Source organism: Myxococcus faecalis (assembly GCF_050039385.1).
Taxonomy (GTDB): domain Bacteria; phylum Myxococcota; class Myxococcia; order Myxococcales; family Myxococcaceae; genus Myxococcus; species Myxococcus fulvus.
Genome location: NZ_CP144336.1, coordinates 1264213 through 1284818, shown reverse-complemented (window position 1 = coordinate 1284818; position 20606 = coordinate 1264213). Strand labels below are relative to the sequence as shown.

The following is a 20606-nucleotide window of genomic DNA, read 5'->3' as shown; positions in this document are numbered from 1 at the left end:
ACCGCTCGAAGGGGGACGTCCCGCGCGCCGCACCGGACGCCGCGGGACTCACCCGGCTGACAGTCCGCTTCAGGACGGACTGACGCCCGCCACCAGGTAGAAACGGAACTCCCCCGAGTTGACGCCGTAGGCCGCGTCCACGCCCACCAGCGGCAGGACGATGTTGCGCAGGTACAGCCGCAGGCCCGCGCCCACGCCCTGCGCGAAGGTGGAGCCCTTCAGGCCACTCTTGCTGTCGGGCAGGTAGCCGCGCACCACGCGCCCGTTCACGTCCCGCAGCTCACCGTCGGCGGGCAAGTCCCTCCACACCATCAGCCCCGTGTCGGAGAAGCCCACGCCCCGGAAGGACAGCTGGCGGATGGTGAAGAGCGGGAAGTGGTACTCGGCGGTGAACGACAGGCGCGTGTCGCCGCGGAACTGCCGGTGGACGAAGCCGCGCAGCGAGTTGCCGCCCATCACCAGCTCCTGGTGGAAGGGCAGGTCCACGCCCGCGGCCGCCTCGCCGCGCAGCACCACGTTGTGCTCCTCGAACAGGCGCAGGCCATGGCGGTACAGCAGCCCGAAGCGCCGGTAGCGGAAGTCGCTGCCCACCTCGGGATTGGACACCTCGTAGGAGGCCTCCAGGTTGATGCCCTCCATCACCGCGTGCAGGTTCTGCCGCGTGTCGATTCCCACCATCAACCGCACCGACGCGTCCTGCTGCGCGGGGCCGGTGGAGAACGCGGGCGTGGTGACCTCCTCCTTCGCGTCCGGCGACTTCGCGTCGATGCTCATCAACCGGTACTTCACCGCGGCGCGCACGCGCTCGAAGAGCATCACGCCGAACTCCCCGGCGAGCGAGGCCGAGTTGAGGCGCGTGCGGCGCACCACCTCCGGGTCCTCCTGGCCCGCCCCCGGCTGGTACTCGTCCATGCGGTCGCTTCGGAGCTGGCCCTCCAGACTGAAGCGCAGCTGCGGCAACCCGAAGACGTTCTGGTCCAGGTAGCCGACGAACAGGCCGCTCTCCGCGGTGCTCACCTGCGCGGCGGTCGCGAACTTCTTGCTGCGGCCCCACAGGTTGTTCTCCGCGTACAGCACGCCGCCGCCCACGTTGTCCGACGACAACGCGAAGGTGGGCGCCACCACCCACGAGGCCTTCTCCTCCACCTCCAGGATGAGGCGGACGCGGCCCGGGCCCGTGGGCTCGGTGCGCACCGTCACCTCCTGGAACAGACCGGTGGCGAGCAGCCGTCGCTCCACCTTGTCCAGCTGCTCGAAGGTGAGCTCGTCCCCCGCGTCGATGCGCGAGTACGCCTGCACCGTCTCCGGGCGCGTCTTCTCCGGACCGCGCACCACCACCTCGTCCACCACCTGTCCCGGCTCCTGCGCGCCCGCCTGCCCCGCCCCCAGGGCGAGTCCCAGCATCGCGCACCACTTCACCACTCGTCCGCTCATGACTCGTCGCACATCCATGACCGCGTCGGGGCTACCGGCCTCAAGCCCTCCGGGCCGCACCCTACCGCCACCGCCGGTCCATCGGGATTGCGGAGTGACGGGAAGGCACGACAGTGGAACATTTGCTATGCCTGCCCCCGAGGAAGCTCCGGGACGTCCCCGGGGTCGTGTCCCGATGACCGGTCTGTTTCGCCAGCTCCGACGCCGACGTCTGCTGCGGCGGCCGTTCCCCTCCGAGTGGCTGGGCCACCTGGAGGCCCATGTCCCGTTCTTCTCCCGGCTGTCGCCCGCCCTGCGCGAGGACTTCCTCGCGAAGCTGAAGGTCTTCGCCTGGGAGAAGGAGTTCATCGGCGCGGGGGGCCTGGCCATCACCGACGAGATTCGCGTCGTCGTGGCCGCCACCGCCGTGCAGCTCGTCGTGCACCTGGACCTGTCGTATTACGACCGGCTGCGCGAAGTCATCGTGTACCCGGACGCCTTCCTGCTGCCGGACCGCACCGGCGTGGTGCTGGGGGAGGCGAAGCACTGGGGCTCGGTCATCCTGTCCTGGGCCGCGGTGCTCGGCGGGTTGAAGAACCCCGACGACGGCCACGACACCGCCACCCACGAGTTCGCCCACGTGCTGGACCGGGCCGACGGCGCCTTCGACGGCACGCCGAGGCTGCGCAGCTACTCGCACTACCGCACCTGGGCCTCGGTGATGAGCGAGCACTTCCACGCGCTCCAGCAGGGCCGCCCCCGCGAGCGCCAGGTGCTGGATGACTACGGCGCCCTCAACGAGGCGGAGTTCTTCGCCGTGGCCAGCGAGAACTTCTTCGAGCGGCCCGAGCGGATGCGCAGGAAGACCCCCGACTTGTATGAAGAGCTGAAGCGTTTCTACGGGTGGGACCCCGCCTCCGGCACTTGAGCCCGCGCACCGAGCGCCGCGCTGTGGTAGGCGCGGTATCCAGCAGCCTCCGGAAAAGAGCCTCTCCATGACCGCAGCCGCCGTGCCCTCGGTGTCCATGTTCGTCGAGCTGGAGCGCGAGGCCTGGCGGGCGTTGCGCGCCTCCACGCCGCTGACGCTCACGACGGAGGACCTGGACGGGCTGCGAGGGCTGGGAGAGCACCTGGACCTGGAGGAGGTCTCGGACGTCTACCTGCCGCTGTCCCGGCTGCTCAACCTCCAGGTGGCGGCCGCGCAGCGGCTGTGGGCCGAGCAGCAGGCCTTCCTGGGGGGCACCACGCAGAAGGTGCCGTTCATCATCGCCATCGCCGGCAGCGTCGCGGTGGGCAAGAGCACCACGGCCCGCATCCTCCAGGCGCTCTTGGCGCGCTGGCCGGACCACCCGCGGGTGGAGCTGGTCACCACGGACGGCTTCCTCTTCCCCAACCGCGTCCTCACCGAGCGCGGCCTGATGAACCGCAAGGGCTTCCCGGAGAGCTATGACCGGCGCGCGCTGGTGCGGCTGCTCGCGGAGCTCAAGGCGGGACGCGCGGAGGTGACGGCGCCCGTGTACTCGCACCTCGTCTACGACGTGGTGCCCGAGGAGGCGAAGGTCATCCGCCAGCCCGACATCCTCATCCTGGAGGGCCTCAACGTCCTGCAGTCCGGCGTCGTCGGGCAGCGCATCCCGCACACCTTCCTGTCGGACTTCTTCGACTTCTCCATCTACGTGGACGCCAGCGAGCAGGACATCCGCCGCTGGTACGTGGACCGCTTCCTGCGCCTGCAGCAGACGGCCTTCCGCGACGAGCGCAGCTACTTCCGGCGCTTCTCGGACCTGACGCCCGAGCAGGCGACGGCCATGGCGGAGAACATCTGGGGCGACATCAACGGCCCCAACCTGGCGCAGAACATCGCGCCCACGCGCTCGCGCGCCCGGCTCATCCTGCTCAAGGGGCCGGACCACAAGGTCAAGCGCGTGCGGCTGCGCAAGCTGTAGCCGTCACGGCGGCGAGGGCTTGCACAAGGAGCCGTCGGCGAGCTTCGCCAGGCGCTCGCGCAGGACGTGCTCCTGCTCCGTGCTGCGCTGCTCGCGCAGGTGTCCCAGCGCGCGGTGCTCCAGTTGGATGGCCTCCTCGCAGCGCCCCTGTCCCGCGAGCGCCAGCGCCAGGGTGTCCAGCGCGGAGGGGCTCCACGGCGCCAGCGACACGGCCCACTGGGCCAAGGGCAGCGCCTCCGCGGAGCGGCCCTGGGTGACGTACAGCCACGCCAGCCCCTTCGTGGCGGGGATGCTCCGCGGCTCCAGCGAGAGGGCCTTCTTGTAGGCGGCCTCGCGCTCCTCCTGGGCGGCCTCGTCCGACTCCAGCGCGGCGCCGAGCAGCAGCCACGCGCCGCTGTCATCGGGGTGGGCGCGCACCGCGGTCCTCGCGAGCGCGAGCCTCTCCTCGCGCGAGGCCTCGGCGGACTTCACCGCCAGGGCCGGGAGTCCCTGGGGGTCGATGCGCAGGGCCTCGTCCAGCTCCTTGCGGGCCAGCACCTGGCGGTTCTTCACGAGCGCCGCCTGCCGGGCCATCGACGCCCCCAGCGCGGCCAGCTTCGAGCGCGTGGCGTGCACCTCCGCGTCCTCCAGGGTTCGCTCGACGAAGGCCAGGTCCGTGGGTGGCACCACCACCTGCCGTGGCGGGGGAGGGCGCCCTCGGAGGTATTCCCAGAGCGTCTGGTCCATCGTGCCCTGCGCCAGCTCCGGCAGTGCCCCGCGGAGGGCCTCGTCGGGCGCCATCCCTTGGGACAGCCGCGTCTGGAATTCAGCGAAGCGCTCGGCGCGCTCGTGGATGAGCCAGTGCACCAGCGCCCAGCTCCCCGCGTACATGGAGGAGAGCTCGCGGTCCTGCTCCTCGAAGTTCAGCCCCGGCTCCCAGGCGAGGGTGCCTGGAACCACGCCACCGCCCTGGGCGCTGTCCACCGATTCGCGCAGCATCCGGGCCGCCACATAGGTGGCATCTTTGTTGGGGACGCCCAGCACGGCGCTCCTGCCGTCCGCCGTGAGCTGCGCGGTCTCCAGGTACTCGGCGAGCCCCTCGGAGAGCCACAGGGGCTGGCGCAGCAGGACGTAGGAGCTCAGGTAGTGCGCCAGCTCGTGGTTGAGCCGCGAGGAGGCGTCCATGGACAGGGCGGAGTAGCGACGCGCCCACGCCGAGGGTGGGCCGGACAGGACGATGAGCGCCTCGGTCTCCGAGCGGTGGTAGAGCGCCTGCACGCGGCGCGGGTAGAGACCCTTGAACTCCTTCCAATCCGCGAGCACGTAGACGGACAGCTTCGCCATTGGCTGTCGGAGCGCGGAGGGCCACATGCCCGCGAGCAGCACCATGCGCATGCGCTCCAGCTCTCCCATCGCCTCGCGAGCCTGCTCGGGAGGCAGGTCCGTGCGCAGCGTGTAGTGCTCGCTGTCCAGCTCCACCCAGCCGCGCCCTCCCTCGCCGGGGCAGCGCGTGAAGCGCGGGCCGATGACGCAGCCCGAGGCGCCCAGCCACAGCGCCAGCATCAGCAGGGACAGTCGCAAGCGCTCGTACACGAAGACACACACTCGTCGGGCTGGAGGTTGAAGTCCCGACAGCGTAGCGCGCTTCGATATGCGTGGGGATTGCTCTCGTTTCCTCGAAGGTCTCCCGGAAAGGAAGGCGACATGACGACTCGAACACAGGTCCGCGGATGCGGGCTGATGGGGTGGGTGTGCGCGCTCTGGATGGTGTCGTCCGGATGTTCTGACGCAGTCCATCCCGAGGTGCCCCAGGTGACGCTGGAAGGACCCATCGTCGCCATTCCGAGGACGCTGGAGCCGGGCTCCATCGAGCGGCTGCGCTCGGGGCTGGGCTCGGCGGCCACGGGCCTTCAGGACGACTCGCCCGGCACCTTCTACCTGGCGCTGCGCAGAAGTGAGCTGGGCAAGCGCTGGTTCATGTCTGTCTATCTGGAGCAGCACACCCCGGAGAGCCTCTACGGCAGCAGCGCCACCTCCTTGGGCGTGCGCGTGGTGTCCTTCCAGGAGCAGAACGGCCGGTTGTATGCGTTCGACGTGGACGACACGAAGGTGCGCAGCACGCTCTTCAAGCCCGAGGAGATCGTCGAGGCGTGGCCCGTCATCGAGGACCATCCGGGCTTCTCGCGCCTGCGGGGCTCGGACCAGTACGTGCTCTTCGACCCGGCCGCGGGCCTGGACCGGGTGATGGGCATGGATGCGTTCACCCGCACCTTCTACGGGCCGCCGTTCTCGGTGGAGCTGGCGTTCGCGCAGCGCTTCCGCGCGCTGAAGGACGGGGTCTCCTTCCAGAAGGTCATCACCGGACGCGCGTATGGCTACGCGGACTTCGAGGCCTCACCCGACGAGACGTTCCGCGTCACCGCGACGGTGGGCGTCGCGCTGCGCCGCTATCAGGAGGGCCAGGGCTTCACGCCCATGCAGACGCCCCCGACGCCGGCGTACTTCTACGAGAGCGCCAGCCGCATCGTCCCCAACACCCGTGGCCTCGTCGAGACGCTGGTGGGCAAGTGGAACATCCGGCCCGGGATGAAGCCCATCACCTGGGTGATCAGCGACACGTTGCGCACGTCCCAGGCGGACCCTCGCTACCTGCCCTACGACATCATCGGCGCGGTGAAGAAGGGCGTGGAGTCCTGGAACCAGGCCTTCGGCTTCACGGTCTTCACCGTGCGCATGGCCGAGCCCGGAGAGTCCTTCGGGGACGACGACAAGAACTTCATCCTCTTCGACCCGGACCCGTCCTACGAGACGGCGTTCGCGAACTGGCGCACGAACCCGAACACCGGCGAGACGCTGGGCGCGAGCGTGTATCTCAGCAGCGCGTGGTTGGACCACGCCATCGAGGTCATCGGCTCGTTGCCGACCGGGGCCGCGCCCGCGGTGGCCATGAGGCCTCGGCCCGAGAAGGCCCTCCAGCTGTCGTGGAACGGCATGGCGCCCTCCCACCTGTGCGAGCTGCACCTGGCGGACGCGGCGGCGAGCCTCTCCGGTCCGCTCCGGGCGCAGGGGGCCGCGCTCGACGAGCTCCCCGTGCCTTCGCCCGAGGAGCGGGTGGAGCGCTTCTTCACCGTCGTGGTGATGCACGAGGTGGGGCACACGCTGGGCTTGCGGCACAACTTCAAGGGCTCGTTCGCGAAGCCGTCCAACTCGGTGATGGAGTACACGTTCGCGCCGGAGCAGGACCTGCGGGGCGAGGCGGTCGGCCCCTATGACGTCGCCGCCGTCCGCTTCCTGTATGGCCTGTCCTCCTCACCGCCGACGGAGCCGTTCTGCACGGACGAGGACTCGTTCACGGACCCGGACTGCACCCGGTACGATGCGACGCCCGCGCCGCTGGAGCTGTTCTACGGTCCCGCCTATCGACAAGCGCTGGAGGCGCACCTGGCGGGAAGTGGCCGCGGTCCCGATGACGCCCTCCTCAACGGTGTCCTCCAGTACCTGAGGGCCTCCCGCCTCTCCGCCCAGCGTGTCCGGGCCTGGAACCTCGCCATGCAGGGGCTGGAGGCGCCCATTGCTCCGGAGGTGCTGGCGGCGGACCCGGGCTACGGCGCGAGGGCGGATGCCATGACGCGCGTGGTGTTCCAGCGGCTCTACCTGGATGCGTCGCCGCTGCGTGGCTACGTGAGGAACGCCCCCCGGACGGACACGGTGGTGACCCCCCTGATTCTCGCGCAGCTGCGCGCCAACCTGCTCAACGTGGATGGCGTGCGCGCCTTCGCCACGCGGAAGGTGATGGTGAGGATTCTCAAGCAGGTCCAGACGTTCGAGGCCTACGCCATCCTCCGGGAGGGGCGGCTCGCGGTGGAGGCGCAGCTGCCGGGCCTCTCCGGGCGGCAGCTGCTCGAGGCGGAGGACCTGGCCGCGCTCCTTCGCCAGGCGACCTCGCCGTACTTCAACAACTAGCCCGCGCGGGGCTCAGCGACGGGGGCGGCGGGACATCTCGATGTGCGGGATGCCGTCCTCGTCGTAGACCTCGCCCTCCGCGACGAAGCCGAGGCTCGTGTAGAAGGCGCGCAGGTAGTCCTGGGCGGAGATGCGGATGGTGGCGTCGGGGTACAGGGCCTCGAGTCGCGCGAGGCCGCGCTCGGTCAGCTCCCTGCCCAGGCCGCGTCCCCGGGCGCGCGGCGAGGTCACCACGCGGCCCAGGCTCGCGGCGCCGGGGAACTTCACGTCGGGCGGGAGGATGCGCAGGTACGCACAGAGCAATCGCTCCGGGCCCTCTCCCTCGTGGGCGAGCAGGTGCAGCGAGCTCGGGTCCAGGCCATCGACGTCCTGGTAGATGGAGCGCTGCTCCACCACGAAGACCTCCTGCCGCAGCGCGAGCACCGCGTACAGCTCCTCGAGCGTCAGCTCCGCGAACGCCTTCCATTGCCAGCTGGGCATGGGCGGGCGTCTATCACGGATGGCCCCCGTGGAGCGGCGTCGACCGGGCGTTGCCTTCTTCGGAGGTGTCCCCGCGATGCGCTCGGGTGTGGCCGGGGACCCTGGAGTCGACCTGGCGCCAACGGTGAGCTGACCCGTGTGGGCGTGGCCAGCGCGGCGGCAGCGACTCATCGCCCCTGGCGAGGCGGACCGCGTGGGTGTCGCCGACGCGCTGCATCGCAACGACTCGGCGACGTCGGCGAGCTGATGCTCGCTCGCCACGGCAACGGCTGGGGGACTCCAGGCCTCATCGGGCGGCGGCCCGCTCGCCAGCCTGGCCGGCGGGGCGGAGTCCCGCTCCTGGGGCGGGGAGGGCGGGCAGGGAGGCTGGGCAAGTTGGCGGGGTGGCCATTATACGTAGGCCGCCATGAGCCAATCGCCGCTGACGTCACCCGTGCCTGGAGCCGCCGAGGACGTGGAGGCGCTGGCCTCGTTGCTGCGAGGACGCCGCACGGTGGTGCTCACCGGCGCCGGGTGCAGCACGGAGTCGGGCATCCCCGACTATCGCGGCCCGGGCACCCGCGCCCGCGCGCGCAACCCCATCCAGCACCGCGAGTTCCTCCAGCGCCCCGAGGTGCGGGCCCGCTACTGGGCGCGCAGCCTGCTCGGCTGGCCCCGCTTCGCCGCCGCCCGTCCCAACGCCGCGCACCAGGCGCTGGCCGCGCTGGAGCAGGGCGGCCATGTCCGAGGGCTCATCACCCAGAACGTGGACCGGCTGCACCACGCCGCGGGCAGCTCGCGCATCATCGAGCTGCACGGCGCGCTGGCCCGCGTGCGCTGCCTGGACTGCGGGGCGCAGGAGGCTCGCGTCGACCTGCAGGAGCGTCTCTTGTCGCTCAATCCGGACTTCACCCACCAGGTGCTGGAGCTGCGGCCGGACGGTGACGCGGAGCTGAGCTCGGAGGCGCTCCAGTCCTTCCGGGTGCCCGCGTGCCTGCGCTGCGGCGGGACGCTGAAGCCGGACGTGGTGTTCTTCGGGGACAACGTGCCCGCGCCCACGGTGGCGGATGCGTTCGGGTTGCTGGAGGAGGGGGACGCGCTGCTGGTGGTGGGCTCGTCGCTGGCCATCTACTCCGGCTATCGCTTCCTCGTGCGCGCCTCCGAGCGACAGGTGCCCATCGCCATCCTCAACCTGGGCGAGTGTCGCGGCGTGGAGCTGGCGGACCTGTGTATCGAAGCGAGCGCGGGGGACGTGCTGCCCCGGCTCGCCTCGCGACTGACGCGGGCCTGAGGTCGCGCGTCAGGGGATGCGCACGTGGGCGGTGAGGTGGTCCACGAAGGCTCGCACGCGCGAGGGCAGGTGGCCTCCCTGGCTCATGAAGAGGATGTGGATGGCCTCGGTGTCGCCGGGGTTGTGCGCCTCGAGCACGGGCACGAGGTGTCCCTTGTCCAGGTCGTCCTGCACCTGGAAGCGCGCCAGCCGCGCCAGCCCGACGCCGGCCAGGGCGAGCTGTCGCAGCGCCTCGCCGTCACTCGCCTGGACGTTGCCGATGGGCGGCACGGCGAGCTGCGTGTCCTCTTCCTTCAGGGGCCAGCCCTCGATGGCGCGCGCGTAGCTGAAGCCCAGCCGGTTGTGGGCGCCGAGCTCCTCGGGCGACTGGGGCAGGCCGTGACGCTTCACGTAGTCCGGTGAGGCGACGATGACCATCCGCGTCTCGCCCAGGCGGCGCGAGGTGAGCTGGGAGCTCTTGAGCTGGCCGTGGCGGATGGCCACGTCGGTGCGCTCGTCGAGCAGGTCGATGAGCTGGTCCGTCAGAACCAATTCCACCGACACGCCGGGGTGACGGGCGAGGAAGCCAGGCAGCAGGGGGATGAGCAGCACGCGGCCGAAGGCGGCGTTGGTGTTGACGCGCAGGCGGCCTCGAGGCTCGTCGCTCGTGGCGGCGCCGCGCTCGGCCTCCTCCAGCTCGGCGAGGATGCGCACGCTGCGCTCATAGAAGCCGCAGCCCTCCGGGGTGAGCTGGAGCGCGCGGGTGGAGCGGTTGACCAGGCGGGCTCCCAGTCGCTGCTCCAGGCGGGCCACCAGCTTGCTCACCGCCGAGGGCGTCATCCGGAAGGCGCGGGCCGCGGCGGAGAAGCCGCCCAGCTCCACCACCTTCACGAAGACCTCCATCTCTCCGAAGCGATTGACGTCGAGTCGAGCCATGGTGAGCCGAAGTCACAAGTCCTGTTCCGCACGGCGCTCTACCGCACGGAAATCGTGCCGTCCATACAAGGGCCCATCCACTTCTTCATCGGAGGGCCACGAAGCCATGCCGCTGGCCTTGTTCGCATTGACCGTGGGCGCCTTTGGAATCGGCGTCACGGAGTTCGTCATCATGGGGTTGTTGATGGAGGTGGGCGCTGACCTGGGCGTCTCCATCTCCACGGCGGGGCTGCTCATCTCCGGCTACGCGCTGGGGGTGGTGGCCGGGGCGCCCGTGCTCACGGTGCTGACGGGACGCTGGTCCAGAAAGCACGTGCTGCTGGGATTGATGGTCATCTTCACGGTGGGCAACGTGCTCTGCGCGCTGGCGCCCACGTACGGCACGCTGATGGCGGCCCGGGTGCTGACGGCGCTGTCGCATGGGACGTTCTTCGGCGTGGGCTCCGTGGTGGCGACGGGGTTGGTGCCGGTGGACCGGCGTGCGTCCGCCATCGCCATCATGTTCACCGGCCTGACGGTGGCGAACATCCTCGGCGTGCCGCTGGGGACGTGGCTGGGGCAGGCATCTGGCTGGCGCGCGACGTTCTGGGCGGTGGCGCTCATCGGGCTCGTCGCGGTGGCGGTGATTGCGGTGTACGTGCCGAAAGAGGGCGCGCCGGAGGAGCCGGGGGATTGGCGCGCGGACTTGAGAGCCCTGGGGCGGCGGCCGGTGTTGCTGGGGTTGTTGACGACGGTGCTCGGCTTCGCCGGGGTGTTCGCCGTGTTCACCTTCATCGCGCCGTTGCTGACGCGGCTGGGTGGGTTCTCGGCGTCGGCGGTGTCACCCATCCTGCTGGTCTTCGGGGGCGGGTTGGTGGTGGGGAACCTGGTGGGCGGGAAGCTGGCGGACCGGAGGCTGGTGCCGTCGATTCTCGGGACGCTCGCGGTGCTGGCGGTGGTGCTCTTCGGGATGACGTTCGTCTGGGAGGACCGCGTGCTCACCGTCATCGCGGTGGGGGTGTTCGGCGCGGCGGCCTTCGCCACGGTGCCGCCGCTCCAGATGTGGGTGCTGGAGAAGGCGCGAGGGGCGGGGCAGAGCCTCGCGTCGAGTCTCAACATCGGCGCGTTCAATCTGGGCAATGCGCTGGGGGCGTGGTTCGGCGGGGTCGTCATCGACGACGGACCGGGTTTGGGAGCCATCACCTGGGTGTCCGCGCTGGTGCCGGTGTCCGCGATTCTCGTCGTGCTGGTGGCGCTGTGGATGGAGTCGCGTGAGCCGCGCTCCGGCGCGGTGCTGCATGGGAGCCTGCAATGAATGCACAGGACAAGGTGGCGCTCGTGGTGGGGGCGCAGGGTGTCATCGGGAAGAACCTCATCGAGCACCTGGCGTCGCTGGGAGACTGGGAGGTCATCGGCCTGTCGAGACGCGGGGGCGAGTCGGCGGGGCGGGTGCGGCACGTGAAGGTGGACCTGCTCGACGCGGAGGACTGCCGGGTGAAGCTGGCGGAGCTGGGGCGGGTGACGCACGTCTTCTATGCCGCGTATCAGGACCGGCCGACGTGGGCGGAGCTGGTGGCGCCGAACCTGGCGATGCTCGTGAATGTCGTGGAGGCCATCGAGCCGGTGGCCCCGGGGCTGCGTCATGTCAGCCTGATGCAGGGCTACAAGGTGTATGGCGCGCACCTGGGGCCGTTCAAGACGCCGGCGCGGGAGACGGACCCGGAGCACATGCCTCCGGAGTTCAACGTGGACCAGCAGCGCTTCCTGGAGCAGCGTCAGCGGGGCAAGGCGTGGACGTGGTCGGCCATCCGTCCATCGGTGGTGGGAGGCGTGGCGCTGGGCAATCCGATGAACCTGGCGTTGGTGCTCGCGGTGTATGCGTCCATCTCGAAGGAGCTGGGGTTGCCCTTGAGGTTCCCGGGGAAGCCGGGGGCGTACCATGCGCTGTTGGAGATGACGGACGCGGGCCTGCTCGCGAAGGCCACGGTGTGGGCGGCGACGGAGCCGCGGTGTGCGAATCAGGCGTTCAACATCAACAACGGAGACCTGTTCCGGTGGAGCGAGCTGTGGCCGAGCATCGCGCGCTACTTCGGGTTGGAGGCGGCGCCGGGGTTGCCCATGTCGCTGGACGTGGTGATGGCGGACAAGGGGCCGCTCTGGGACGCGATGACGGCGAAGCACGGGCTGGCGGGGCATTCGTACCAGGACGTGTCGTCGTGGCGCTTCGGTGACTTCGTCTTCTCGTGGGACTACGACATGTTCGCCGACGGGACGAAGGCGCGCCGCTTTGGTTTCCACGAATTCGTCGACACCCAGGCCATGTTCTTTCGCCTCTTCGACGAACTGCGACGCATGAAGGTCATCCCGTAGGCGCGCACCGTCGACACGTGTGATGGAATCCCCGAGACGACTCGAGCGCCTCGGGAGGCACGACAGTGGGCGAGAATCCGATGCAACAAATTATCGATTTCATCCTGGAGCTGGACAAGCTCAAGGGCGTGACTCGCAAGGTCAAGCCGCTGGGGCTGTCGCGGTACGAGAACTCCGCGGAGCATAGCTGGCAGCTCGCGATGCTGGCCCTCTCGCTCTCCGCCTATGCACCCGCGGGCACCGACATGGACCGGGTGGTGCGCATGCTGCTCGTGCACGACGTGGGAGAGATCGACACCGGTGACACGCTGGCCTTCGTCGAGGGCGGCTGGAAGGAGCGCAAGGCGGCCGAGCTCGCGGCCGTGGAGCGCATCTTCGGAATCCTGCCCGAATCCCAGGGCCCGCTCTTCCTGGCCCTGTGGCGCGAGTTCGAACAGGGAGAATCCGCCGAGTCCCGATATGCGAACGCCGTGGACCGCGCCATGCCCGTCCTCCTGAACCTGTCCAATGAAGGGCAGAGCTGGCGAGAGAACGGCGTCAGTCACGCCCGCGTGGTGGCTCGCATCGCTCCGCCCATCCAGGCGGGTTGCCCCGCCCTGTGGACCTATCTGGAAGGCCGGCTCGAGGACGCACGCCAGCGCGGCTGGTTCGGCGCCTGAGTCTCACGCGGCCTGGGGACTTCGGGGCGCGGACACGTGTCCCGCTCGCACCACGTAGTCCCCGAAGCCCTCCCCGGGTTGCCGCTCGCGCGCATACGCGGCGAACAGCGGCTCGAGCGTGTCGAGGATGGCCGCCTCGTCGATGTTCTCCCGGTACAGCCGATTGAGCCGCTGCCCCCGACTGTCGCCACCCAGGTGCAGGTTGTAACGGCCCGGTGCCTTGCCCACGAGTCCAATCTCCGCGAGGTACGGCCGCGCGCACCCATTCGGACAGCCGGTGATTCGCAGCAGGATGTTCGCGTCCTGGAGGCCATGCGTCTTCAACCGCGCCTCCACCCGCTCCACGAACGTCGGCAGGTAGCGCTCGGCCTCCGCCATCGCCAGTCCACACGTGGGCAGCGCCACGCACGCGAGCGCGTTGCGCCTCAGCGGGCTCGCCGTCCGGAAGCCCTCCAGCCCATGCGCCCGGACGAGCGCCTCGATGCGCTCCCGCGACTCCGGCGGAATCCCCGCGATGATGAGGTTCTGGTTCGGCGTCAGCCGGAAGTCACCCGAGTGGATGCGAGCAATCTCCCGCAGCCCCGTGAGGTGCGGCGCCCCAGGCCGGTCCGCCACGCGCCCGCTGTCCAGGTGCAGCGTCAGGTGCCACCGCCCATCATGGCCCTCACGCCAGCCGAAGCGGTCCCCGTTGTGCTCGAAGGTGAAGGGCCGCGCGGGCTCCAGCGCGAACCCCAGCCTGCGCTCCAGTTCCTCCCTGAACCACGCGACACCCTTGTCTTCGAGGACATACTTGAGCCGCGCGCGCTTGCGATTGCCCCGGTCCCCGAAGTCGCGGTGGATCTTCAGCACCTCCTCCGCCACGATCAACATCTGCTCAGGCACCACGAAGCCGATGACATCCGCGAGCCGGGGGAACGTGCTCGCGTCTCCATGCGTGGCCCCCAGGCCGCCGCCCACCGTGAAGTTGAAGCCCTTCAAGGCTCCGTCCTCGAGGATGGCGATGTAGCCCAGGTCCTGGGCGAAGAGGTCCACGTCGTTCTCCGGCGGTACCGCCACCGCCGCCTTGAACTTCCGTGGCAGATACGTCGCGCCGTAGAGCGGCTCGTCCTCGCCTCCGCCCACCTTCTCCTCTCCGAGCCACAGCTCATGGTACGCGCGCGTCTTGGGCAGCAGGTGCTCGGACAGGCGCACCGCCCAGTCGTGGACGACCTCGTGCACCCGGGTGTCCACCGGGTTGGGGTTGCACAGCACATTGCGGTTGACGTCACCGCAGGCGGCCAGCGTGTCGATGAGGGCCGCGTTGATGCGCGCGATGGTCGGCTTGAGGTCTCCCTTGAGGATGCCGTGCAGCTGGAAGGCCTGCCGGGTGGTGATGCGCAGCGTCCCGTTGGCGTGCTCACGCGCGAGCCCGTCCATCACCAACCACTGCGACGCCGTGCACACGCCGCCGGGCAATCGGGTGCGCAACATGAAGCTGTAGTCCGGCTCCAGCTTCTGCTGCCGACGCTCCTCGCGAGCGTCCCGGTCGTCCTGCTGATAGCTGCCATGGAACTTGATGACGCTGGTGTCGGCGGGGGCGATGGCGCCCGTCACCGGGTCGGCCAGGCTCTCCGCCAGCGTGCCGCGCAACAGGCGGCTGTTCGCCTTGATGTGTTCGACTTCCGAGAGGGGCTTGGGCTGAGGGCTCATGTCTTCGCTCGCAATCGGGCTTCAGTAGACGTCACGCAGGTAGCGCCGCTCGTCCCGCAGGGATTTCAACCAGTCCTCGGCGTCCTCGCGGCCGCGAGCGCCGTGCTCGACGACGATGTCCACGAGTGCCTGATGGACATCCGGCGCCATGCGCTGGGCATCGCCGCACACGTAGATGGCCGCGCCTCCCTCCAGCCAGGCGTAGAGCTCCTTGCCCGACTCGCGCAGGCGCTGCTGCACATAGACCTTCTCCGCGGTGTCGCGCGAGAAGGCCACCGACAGCCGGTGCAGCGTCTTCTTCTTCAACGCCTCCAACCACTCCGTCTGGTACAGGAACTGGGTGCGGAAGTGCTGCTCGCCGAAGAAGAGCCAGTTGCGGCCCTTCGCGCCGGTCTCCGCGCGCTCCTGGACGAAGCCCCGGAACGGCGCCACTCCCGTGCCCGGACCAATCATCACCACGTCCCGCGCGCCGTCCTCCGGGAGCCGGAAGCGCTCGTTGCGCTCGACGAAGACGCGGACCGTGTCCGTCCCGTCCACACGCGTGGCCAGGTGGTGGGACGCCGTGCCCAGGTGCCGCGCGCCGAAGGCCGTGTAGTCGACCACCGCCACCGTCAGGTGCGCCTCCGCGCCCACGCGCTTGGGACTCGACGCAATCGAGTAGAGCCGAGGCGTCTGCTTCCTCAACGCGAGCACCAGCTCCGACGCGCTCCAGGGGGCGGGGTGCTGACGGAGCACATCGATGACCTGGTGCGAACGGAGCAGTGCACGGAAGGACTCCGAGCCCCCCGGAGACAGCAACGCGCCGAGCTCCTCGCTGCCGCCGAGCGCGGCCTGTCGCTCCAGGAATGGACGGCTCAGCCGTGTCAGCTCCAACTCCTCCGTCAGCCAGTGGCCGAGCGGCCAGGTCTTCCCATCGCGCGTCACCGGCTCCGAGCCATCGAGGCGCAGCGTGGTCAGCACCGCCTCCACCAACTCGGGACCATTCGGTGCCCACACCCCGAGCGCGTCGCCCGGGGTGTACTCGAGGCCCGAACCCTCCAACGACAGCTCCACGTGGCGCACGTCCTTGAGCGCGCCGCGCCCCGTGATTCGCTGGTTGGCCAGCACGGGCGCTGCGAACGGAGCCTGCTTGCTGACGACGGGGGCCGTGGAGCTGCCTCGCAAGGGAACGACGGTGGCGACGACGGGCGTGTGAGGCTCCAGCGCTTCCCGTGCGCGCTCCAGGGTCTGGTCCAGCCAGCCGGAGGCCACGGGCTCGAAGTCCAGGTCGCAGTCGGCGCGCGCCGCCAGCCGTGAAGCGCCCAACTCCGCCAGTCGCTCGTCGAGCTGTCGTCCCACCTCGCAGAACTTCGGATAGCTGGAGTCACCCAGCCCGAGCACCGCGTAGCGCAGCCCTTCCAACCGGGGCGCCCGCTTGCCCAGGAGGTGCTCGCAGAATCCGCGCGCGTCGTCGGGCGGGTCTCCATCGCCCTGCGTGCTGATGACCACCACGAGCAGCTTCTCCCGGGCCAGCTCCCGCACCGGATACTCGCTGGCTCTCACCAGGCGCACCGGCAACCCGGCGCGCTCCGTCTGCTGCTTGAAGCGCTCCGCGAGCAGGCGGCTGTTCCCCGTCTGCGTCCCGTAGACGATGGTGAGCGGCGCGACGGAGGGTTCCGCCGGTGGCGCGGCGTGAGTCACCGGTTGCACGCTGGGCGCGCGTGTCGCGAGCCCCGCGGCGTAGCCACTCAGCCAGTGCAGGGCCGAGGCATCCAACCCCTCCACCAGCCGCAGCAGCTGCGTGCCCCGCTCCGCGCCGAGCAGCGCGTCGACGAAGGGCGGGGTCGGAGTCAGGCTCCCTGGAGACGAGACGCTCATGACCCGACCTCCGACGTCAGGCGCTCCACCCATTGCTCCAAGGTCTCGGTGTCGTCCAGCTCCCGCCACTGCGTCCGCGCCTCCTGGGCCTCCTCGCGCAGCACCCGGCGAAGCTGGGGCGCGTCCGCGTGGACCAGCGCCACCAGCCCCGCGCGTGACAGGGCGAGCGCGACCTCCACATCGCCCGCGACGGTCGCCACGACGCGGCCGAGGTCGAACAGCCTGCGCTCCAGCGCGAAGGCGCGACCCGCGGCCTCCGGTGTCGGGGGAAGCAGGACGATGGCGCCGGCCTGTCCCAGCCGCCGCTCACGCTCGACCTGGGACACCAGCGACGTGCCCGTGCGGGACACGGACTCGGCCGGGCCCAGCACCATCCCCGCGCCCACCGTGTCGTGGGTGAGGGCGTCGATGACGATGAAGGCGCCCGTGCGACGGTTCTCCTGGTACGCGTCGCACAGGAGCGGGCGGCGGCACACCAGTCGCACGCGGCCGATGTCGTTGAGCGCGAGCGCCTCCACGGGCGCCTCCGACAGGTCCTCCAGCTCCTTGCGCCACAGCACGCGCTCGACTTGCGCGGGGGTGGTGCGGGTGCCCTGCTTCACCAGGTAGCGGCGCGTTGCATCCAGCGGCTGCTCACCGAACCACACCAGCATGGCGTCCAGGTGCTGCAGGGACAGCGGCGGCTGGTCCACGTGGGAGAGCACGTCGCCCCGGCTCACGTCCACGTCGTCCGAGAGGCGCAGCGTGACGGACGCGGTCGCCGAGGCGTCCTCGCGCGGACCGTCGAACGTGTCGATGGCCTCCACCCGGGTCCTGCGTCCCGAGGGGAGCACCTGCACCTCGTCCCCCACGCGCACCGTGCCCGAGGCGACCTGTCCCGCCAGCCCTCGATAGTCCTGGTGCGGTCGAATCACGTACTGCACGGGGAAGCGGAACGGCGCGCCGTCCAGCCGGCGCTGATGCGGCAGGGACTCCAGCCAGCTCAAGAGCGTGCCGCCCTCGTGCCAGGGCGTGTGCGCGCTGGGGCGGGTGATGTTGTCGCCCCGGCTCGCGCTGACGGGGAACAGCCGCACGCCCTCGAAGCCCAGGGTGCGCGCGAAGTCCGCCAGCTCGCTGCCGATGCGCTCGAAGGTGGCGCGCTCGTAGCCCACCAGGTCCATCTTGTTCACCGCCACCGCGAGGTAGGGGATGCCCAGCAGCGAGGCGATGTACGCATGTCGCCGCGTCTGCGGCAGCACGCCCAGGCGCGCGTCCACCAGGATGACCCCCGCGTCCGCGGTGGAGGCCCCCGTGGCCATGTTGCGCGTGTACTGCAGGTGTCCCGGCGTGTCCGCGATGATGATCTTCCGGCGCGCCGTGGACAGGTAGCGGTAGGCGACGTCGATGGTGATGCCCTGCTCACGCTCGGCGCGCAGGCCATCGGTGAAGAGGGAGAAGTCCAGCTCCTCCTCGTCCCCCCCGCCGGCGGCGGCCTTGAGTCCCTGGGCCAGTGCCTCGGTGCGCGCGGCGGCGGCCCGCTTCGCGCTGGCCTTTCGCACGGCGGAGATCTGGTCCTCGAACAGCCCATCGCATTCGTACAGGAGCCGGCCGATGAGCGTGGACTTCCCATCGTCCACCGAGCCCACCACCGCGAGGCGCAGCAGGGCACGGTGGGCGTGCTCGTCGAGCAGGCGCTGGAGGTCGGGCTCGCGTGGAGCCTGGAGTGCGGTGTCCATCAGAAGTACCCCTCGCGCTTCTTCAGCTCCATGGAGCCTTCTTCGTCGTGGTCGATGAGCCGGCCCTGGCGCTCGGACTGTCGGGCGTGGACCATCTCGTGGATGACGGCCTCCACGGTGGTGGCCGAGGACTCGATGGCGCCGCTGAGCGGGTAGCAACCCAGCGTCCTGAAGCGCACCTTGCGCGGCGTGGGCTTCTCGCCGGGGCGCAGGCGCATGCGCTCGTCGTCCACCATCAGCAGGGTGCCGTTGCGCTCGATGATGGGCCGCTCGGCGGCGAAGTAGAGCGGCACCACGGGGATTCGCTCGCGCAGCACGTAGTGCCACACGTCCAGCTCCGTCCAGTTGGACAGGGGGAAGACGCGCATGCTCTCGCCCGCGTCGACGCGGCCGTTGTAGAGGTTCCACAGCTCCGGACGCTGACGGCGCGGGTCCCACTGGCCGTGCTTGTCCCGGAACGAGAACACCCGCTCCTTGGCGCGGGACTTCTCCTCGTCGCGGCGGGCCCCACCGAAGGCGGCATCGAAGCCGTGCAGCGCGAGCGCCTCCAGCAGCGCCTGCGTCTTCATCGCGTGCGTGTACTTCTGGCTGCCGTGGTCGAACGGGTTGATGCCCTCGGCGAGCGCCTTGCGGTTCTGGTGCACCAGGAGCTTCAGCCCGTGCCGTGCCACGAAGCTGTCCCGGAACGTGTACATGTCCCGGAACTTCCACGTGGTGTCCACGTGCAGCAGGGGGAAGGGCAGGGGCGCGGGATGGAAGGCCTTGCGCGCCAGGTGCAGCAGCACCTGCGAGTCCTTGCCGATGCTGTAGAGCATCACCGGGTTGGCGAACTCGGCCACCGTCTCCCGGAGGATGTGGATGCTCTCCGCCTCCAGCTCCTCCAGGTGTGTGGCGCGAGCGTGTGTCGTGTCAGTCATGTCCGGCCTCCGCCCGACGAGGAAGGGGTTGTTCCGGCGCCGAGTCACGGCGCGCGGTGAGTGAGGCGAGCCGCGCACGCAGCGAGACCACCTCGCCCACGACCAGGAGCGCCGGGGAGCCGAGGCCCGCTTGCCGTGCCTGTCGGGCCACGTCTCCCAGCGTGGCCTCCACCACGCGTTGATGCTCCCAGGTGCCTGCCTCCACCAGCGCGGCGGGGGTCGTCGACGCGCGGCCCGCGGTGATGAGCGCTGTGGTCGTCTCCTCCAGCCGCTGCCCGGCCATGAACAGCACCAGTGTCTGGGCGCGTGCGAGGAAGGACCAGTCCGGCGCGCCTCCCGCGCGGAAGGCGGTGGCGAACGTCACCTCGCCGGACAGGTCCCGATGGGTGACGGGGATGGCCGCGGAGGCGGGGACGGCGATGCCCGCGGAGAGGCCGGGCACCACCTCGTAGGGGATGCCGGCGTCCTCCAGCGCGAGCGCCTCCTCCGCGCCTCGCCCGAAGACGAACGGGTCTCCGCCCTTGAGCCGCACCACGGCGCGACCCAGCCGGGCCTGCGCGATGAGCACGGCGTGGATGTCCTCCTGTCGGACGGAGTCGCCTCCGCCCTCCTTGCCCACGTAGATGAGCCGCGCATGGGGACGCGCGTGCTCCAGGACTCCGGGGTGGATGAGCCGGTCATGCACCACCGTGTCCGCTTCGCGCAGCAGGCGCGCGGCGCGCAGCGTGAGCAGCTCCGGGTCTCCCGGGCCCGCGCCCACCAGGTACACGCGACCTCTCGATGACTCCTTCATGTGGGCTCCCCCGACGACTTCCAGTGCTTCAATTCCGTGCGCAGCCGCGCGAAGGCCCGCGCCTGCTCCCCGCGCGCGAGCAGCACGCCCAGGTCTCCCTCCGCCAGTCGCTTGAGCAGCAGCTGGCGACGAGGGCCCCTGGGAAGCTGCCGCCTCAGCCACCCGCTCAGCCTCGCGAGCAGCACGTGGTGGGGCGCGATGTGCGCGGCGAGGACGCGGCGCAGGTGCCTCGCCAGCGCGGGGGCCTGCCCGGCGGTGGACACGGCCACGGTGATGGGACCACGGCGCTCCACCGAGGGCAGCGTGAAGTCACACAGCTCCGGCTCGTCCGCCGTGTTGACCCAGAGCCCTCGCGCCCGCGCCTCGGTGACGATGCGCTGGTTCACCGAGGCGTCATCGGTGGCCGTCAGCACCAGCGTGTGGCCCCGCGTGTCTCCGTCTTCATAGGTGCGTGGCACCCAGTCCAGCCGGCCTTCTCCGGCCAGCTTCGCGAGCGTCTGCGTGACGGTGGGCGCCACGAGCTGGAGGCGTGCGCCCGCCTCGAGGAGGGCCAGGGCGCGACCCTCGGCGACGGCACCACCTCCGACGAGCAGGACGCGGCGGCGCTCCAAGCGGAGGCAGATGGGATAGTCGACAGGAATGGCGGTCGTCATGGTGTGGC

At 70.3% G+C, this 20606-nt stretch carries 17 protein-coding genes; 7 read left to right on the top strand and 10 right to left on the bottom strand.

What is annotated here, in order from left to right; genetic code table 11:
- Positions 1-69: 69 nt before the first annotated feature.
- Positions 70-1434 carry a BamA/TamA family outer membrane protein gene (locus VZQ01_RS04930; RefSeq protein ID WP_223751297.1) on the bottom strand — a complete coding sequence of 455 codons (1365 nt, stop codon included), beginning with the start codon at positions 1432-1434 and terminating at the stop codon, positions 70-72.
- 175 nt (positions 1435-1609) lie between these two features.
- Between VZQ01_RS04930 and VZQ01_RS04925 the strand changes: the two genes are divergently transcribed.
- The gene (locus VZQ01_RS04925) at positions 1610-2341 is read left to right on the top strand and encodes a M90 family metallopeptidase (RefSeq protein WP_426747013.1); all 732 of its coding nucleotides are present in this window, start codon (positions 1610-1612) and stop codon (positions 2339-2341) included.
- Between the two features lie 67 nt (positions 2342-2408).
- Positions 2409-3359 (top strand): type I pantothenate kinase, encoded by a 951-nt coding sequence (gene coaA / locus VZQ01_RS04920; RefSeq protein ID WP_267696938.1) that lies wholly within the window; start codon positions 2409-2411, stop codon positions 3357-3359.
- Positions 3360-3362: 3 nt separating this feature from the next.
- Here coaA and VZQ01_RS04915 read toward each other — a convergent pair whose 3' ends face one another.
- Positions 3363-4931 (bottom strand): DUF1570 domain-containing protein, encoded by a 1569-nt coding sequence (locus VZQ01_RS04915; protein ID WP_426747012.1) that lies wholly within the window; start codon positions 4929-4931, stop codon positions 3363-3365.
- A 111-nt stretch (positions 4932-5042) separates the two neighbouring features.
- On the opposite strand from VZQ01_RS04915, the gene VZQ01_RS04910 reads away from it, so the two are divergent.
- The gene (locus VZQ01_RS04910; RefSeq protein ID WP_426747011.1) at positions 5043-7301 is read left to right on the top strand and encodes a zinc-dependent metalloprotease; all 2259 of its coding nucleotides are present in this window, start codon (positions 5043-5045) and stop codon (positions 7299-7301) included.
- Positions 7302-7313: 12 nt separating this feature from the next.
- On the opposite strand, the gene VZQ01_RS04905 is transcribed toward VZQ01_RS04910, so the two are convergent.
- Positions 7314-7781 (bottom strand): GNAT family N-acetyltransferase, encoded by a 468-nt coding sequence (locus VZQ01_RS04905; protein ID WP_248544868.1) that lies wholly within the window; start codon positions 7779-7781, stop codon positions 7314-7316.
- A 406-nt stretch (positions 7782-8187) separates the two neighbouring features.
- Between VZQ01_RS04905 and VZQ01_RS04900 the strand changes: the two genes are divergently transcribed.
- The gene (locus VZQ01_RS04900) at positions 8188-9051 is read left to right on the top strand and encodes an NAD-dependent protein deacetylase (RefSeq protein WP_426747010.1); all 864 of its coding nucleotides are present in this window, start codon (positions 8188-8190) and stop codon (positions 9049-9051) included.
- 9 nt (positions 9052-9060) lie between these two features.
- Here the strand turns inward: VZQ01_RS04900 and VZQ01_RS04895 are convergent, their stop codons facing one another.
- Positions 9061-9966: a LysR family transcriptional regulator gene (locus tag VZQ01_RS04895; protein WP_267696935.1), complete on the bottom strand. Its 906-nt coding sequence runs from the start codon at positions 9964-9966 to the stop codon at positions 9061-9063.
- Between the two features lie 106 nt (positions 9967-10072).
- On the opposite strand from VZQ01_RS04895, the gene VZQ01_RS04890 reads away from it, so the two are divergent.
- The 3 genes from VZQ01_RS04890 to VZQ01_RS04880 all read left to right on the top strand — a co-directional run bounded on the left by VZQ01_RS04890 (position 10073) and on the right by VZQ01_RS04880 (position 12974).
- Positions 10073-11260, top strand: a complete 1188-nt coding sequence (locus VZQ01_RS04890) for an MFS transporter (protein ID WP_426747009.1) — start codon at positions 10073-10075, stop codon at positions 11258-11260.
- Complete coding sequence (locus VZQ01_RS04885; RefSeq protein WP_426747007.1) at positions 11257-12315, top strand: SDR family oxidoreductase; 1059 nt, start codon at positions 11257-11259, stop codon at positions 12313-12315. Before VZQ01_RS04890 ends, VZQ01_RS04885 begins: the two co-directional genes overlap by 4 nt.
- Before the next feature lie 80 nt (positions 12316-12395).
- Positions 12396-12974, top strand: a complete 579-nt coding sequence (locus VZQ01_RS04880; protein ID WP_223751306.1) for an HD domain-containing protein — start codon at positions 12396-12398, stop codon at positions 12972-12974.
- A 3-nt stretch (positions 12975-12977) separates the two neighbouring features.
- Here the strand turns inward: VZQ01_RS04880 and cysI are convergent, their stop codons facing one another.
- Genes cysI through VZQ01_RS04850 form a run of 6 tightly spaced genes read right to left on the bottom strand, consistent with a single transcriptional unit; the run spans position 12978 to position 20598 of the window.
- A complete protein-coding gene (gene cysI, locus VZQ01_RS04875; protein WP_426747006.1) occupies positions 12978-14663 on the bottom strand; it encodes an assimilatory sulfite reductase (NADPH) hemoprotein subunit in 1686 nt (561 codons plus the stop codon).
- 21 nt (positions 14664-14684) lie between these two features.
- Positions 14685-16520, bottom strand: coding sequence for an assimilatory sulfite reductase (NADPH) flavoprotein subunit (locus VZQ01_RS04870; protein WP_426747005.1), 1836 nt, complete (start codon positions 16518-16520; stop codon positions 14685-14687).
- Positions 16517-18235 (bottom strand): GTP-binding protein, encoded by a 1719-nt coding sequence (locus tag VZQ01_RS04865; protein ID WP_223751309.1) that lies wholly within the window; start codon positions 18233-18235, stop codon positions 16517-16519. The genes VZQ01_RS04870 and VZQ01_RS04865 overlap by 4 nt, the downstream gene beginning before the upstream one ends.
- Entirely contained in the window at positions 18235-19152 is a 918-nt protein-coding gene (gene cysD / locus VZQ01_RS04860) for a sulfate adenylyltransferase subunit CysD (RefSeq protein ID WP_223751310.1), read from the bottom strand. The genes VZQ01_RS04865 and cysD overlap by 1 nt, the downstream gene beginning before the upstream one ends.
- Positions 19145-19945: a uroporphyrinogen-III C-methyltransferase gene (gene cobA, locus VZQ01_RS04855; RefSeq protein ID WP_223751311.1), complete on the bottom strand. Its 801-nt coding sequence runs from the start codon at positions 19943-19945 to the stop codon at positions 19145-19147. Before cobA ends, cysD begins: the two co-directional genes overlap by 8 nt.
- Positions 19942-20598 (bottom strand): precorrin-2 dehydrogenase/sirohydrochlorin ferrochelatase family protein, encoded by a 657-nt coding sequence (locus VZQ01_RS04850; protein WP_223751312.1) that lies wholly within the window; start codon positions 20596-20598, stop codon positions 19942-19944. Before VZQ01_RS04850 ends, cobA begins: the two co-directional genes overlap by 4 nt.
- Positions 20599-20606: the final 8 nt, after the last annotated feature.

What these genes read in the sequence shown, in the direction of transcription:
- VZQ01_RS04925 (WP_426747013.1), top strand. Translation starts at nt 1,610, where the DNA reads ATGACCGGTCTGTTTCGCCAGCTCCGACGCCGACGTCTGCTGCGGCGG.
- VZQ01_RS04895 (WP_267696935.1), bottom strand. Translation starts at nt 9,966, where the DNA reads ATGGCTCGACTCGACGTCAATCGCTTCGGAGAGATGGAGGTCTTCGTG.
- VZQ01_RS04905 (WP_248544868.1), bottom strand. Translation starts at nt 7,781, where the DNA reads ATGCCCAGCTGGCAATGGAAGGCGTTCGCGGAGCTGACGCTCGAGGAG.
- VZQ01_RS04870 (WP_426747005.1), bottom strand. Translation starts at nt 16,520, where the DNA reads ATGAGCGTCTCGTCTCCAGGGAGCCTGACTCCGACCCCGCCCTTCGTC.
- cysD (WP_223751310.1), bottom strand. Translation starts at nt 19,152, where the DNA reads ATGACTGACACGACACACGCTCGCGCCACACACCTGGAGGAGCTGGAG.
- VZQ01_RS04880 (WP_223751306.1), top strand. Translation starts at nt 12,396, where the DNA reads ATGCAACAAATTATCGATTTCATCCTGGAGCTGGACAAGCTCAAGGGC.
- cysI (WP_426747006.1), bottom strand. Translation starts at nt 14,663, where the DNA reads ATGAGCCCTCAGCCCAAGCCCCTCTCGGAAGTCGAACACATCAAGGCG.
- VZQ01_RS04885 (WP_426747007.1), top strand. Translation starts at nt 11,257, where the DNA reads ATGAATGCACAGGACAAGGTGGCGCTCGTGGTGGGGGCGCAGGGTGTC.
- cobA (WP_223751311.1), bottom strand. Translation starts at nt 19,945, where the DNA reads ATGAAGGAGTCATCGAGAGGTCGCGTGTACCTGGTGGGCGCGGGCCCG.
- VZQ01_RS04930 (WP_223751297.1), bottom strand. Translation starts at nt 1,434, where the DNA reads ATGAGCGGACGAGTGGTGAAGTGGTGCGCGATGCTGGGACTCGCCCTG.
- VZQ01_RS04910 (WP_426747011.1), top strand. Translation starts at nt 5,043, where the DNA reads ATGACGACTCGAACACAGGTCCGCGGATGCGGGCTGATGGGGTGGGTG.
- VZQ01_RS04890 (WP_426747009.1), top strand. Translation starts at nt 10,073, where the DNA reads ATGCCGCTGGCCTTGTTCGCATTGACCGTGGGCGCCTTTGGAATCGGC.
- coaA (WP_267696938.1), top strand. Translation starts at nt 2,409, where the DNA reads ATGACCGCAGCCGCCGTGCCCTCGGTGTCCATGTTCGTCGAGCTGGAG.
- VZQ01_RS04900 (WP_426747010.1), top strand. Translation starts at nt 8,188, where the DNA reads ATGAGCCAATCGCCGCTGACGTCACCCGTGCCTGGAGCCGCCGAGGAC.
- VZQ01_RS04850 (WP_223751312.1), bottom strand. Translation starts at nt 20,598, where the DNA reads ATGACGACCGCCATTCCTGTCGACTATCCCATCTGCCTCCGCTTGGAG.
- VZQ01_RS04865 (WP_223751309.1), bottom strand. Translation starts at nt 18,235, where the DNA reads ATGGACACCGCACTCCAGGCTCCACGCGAGCCCGACCTCCAGCGCCTG.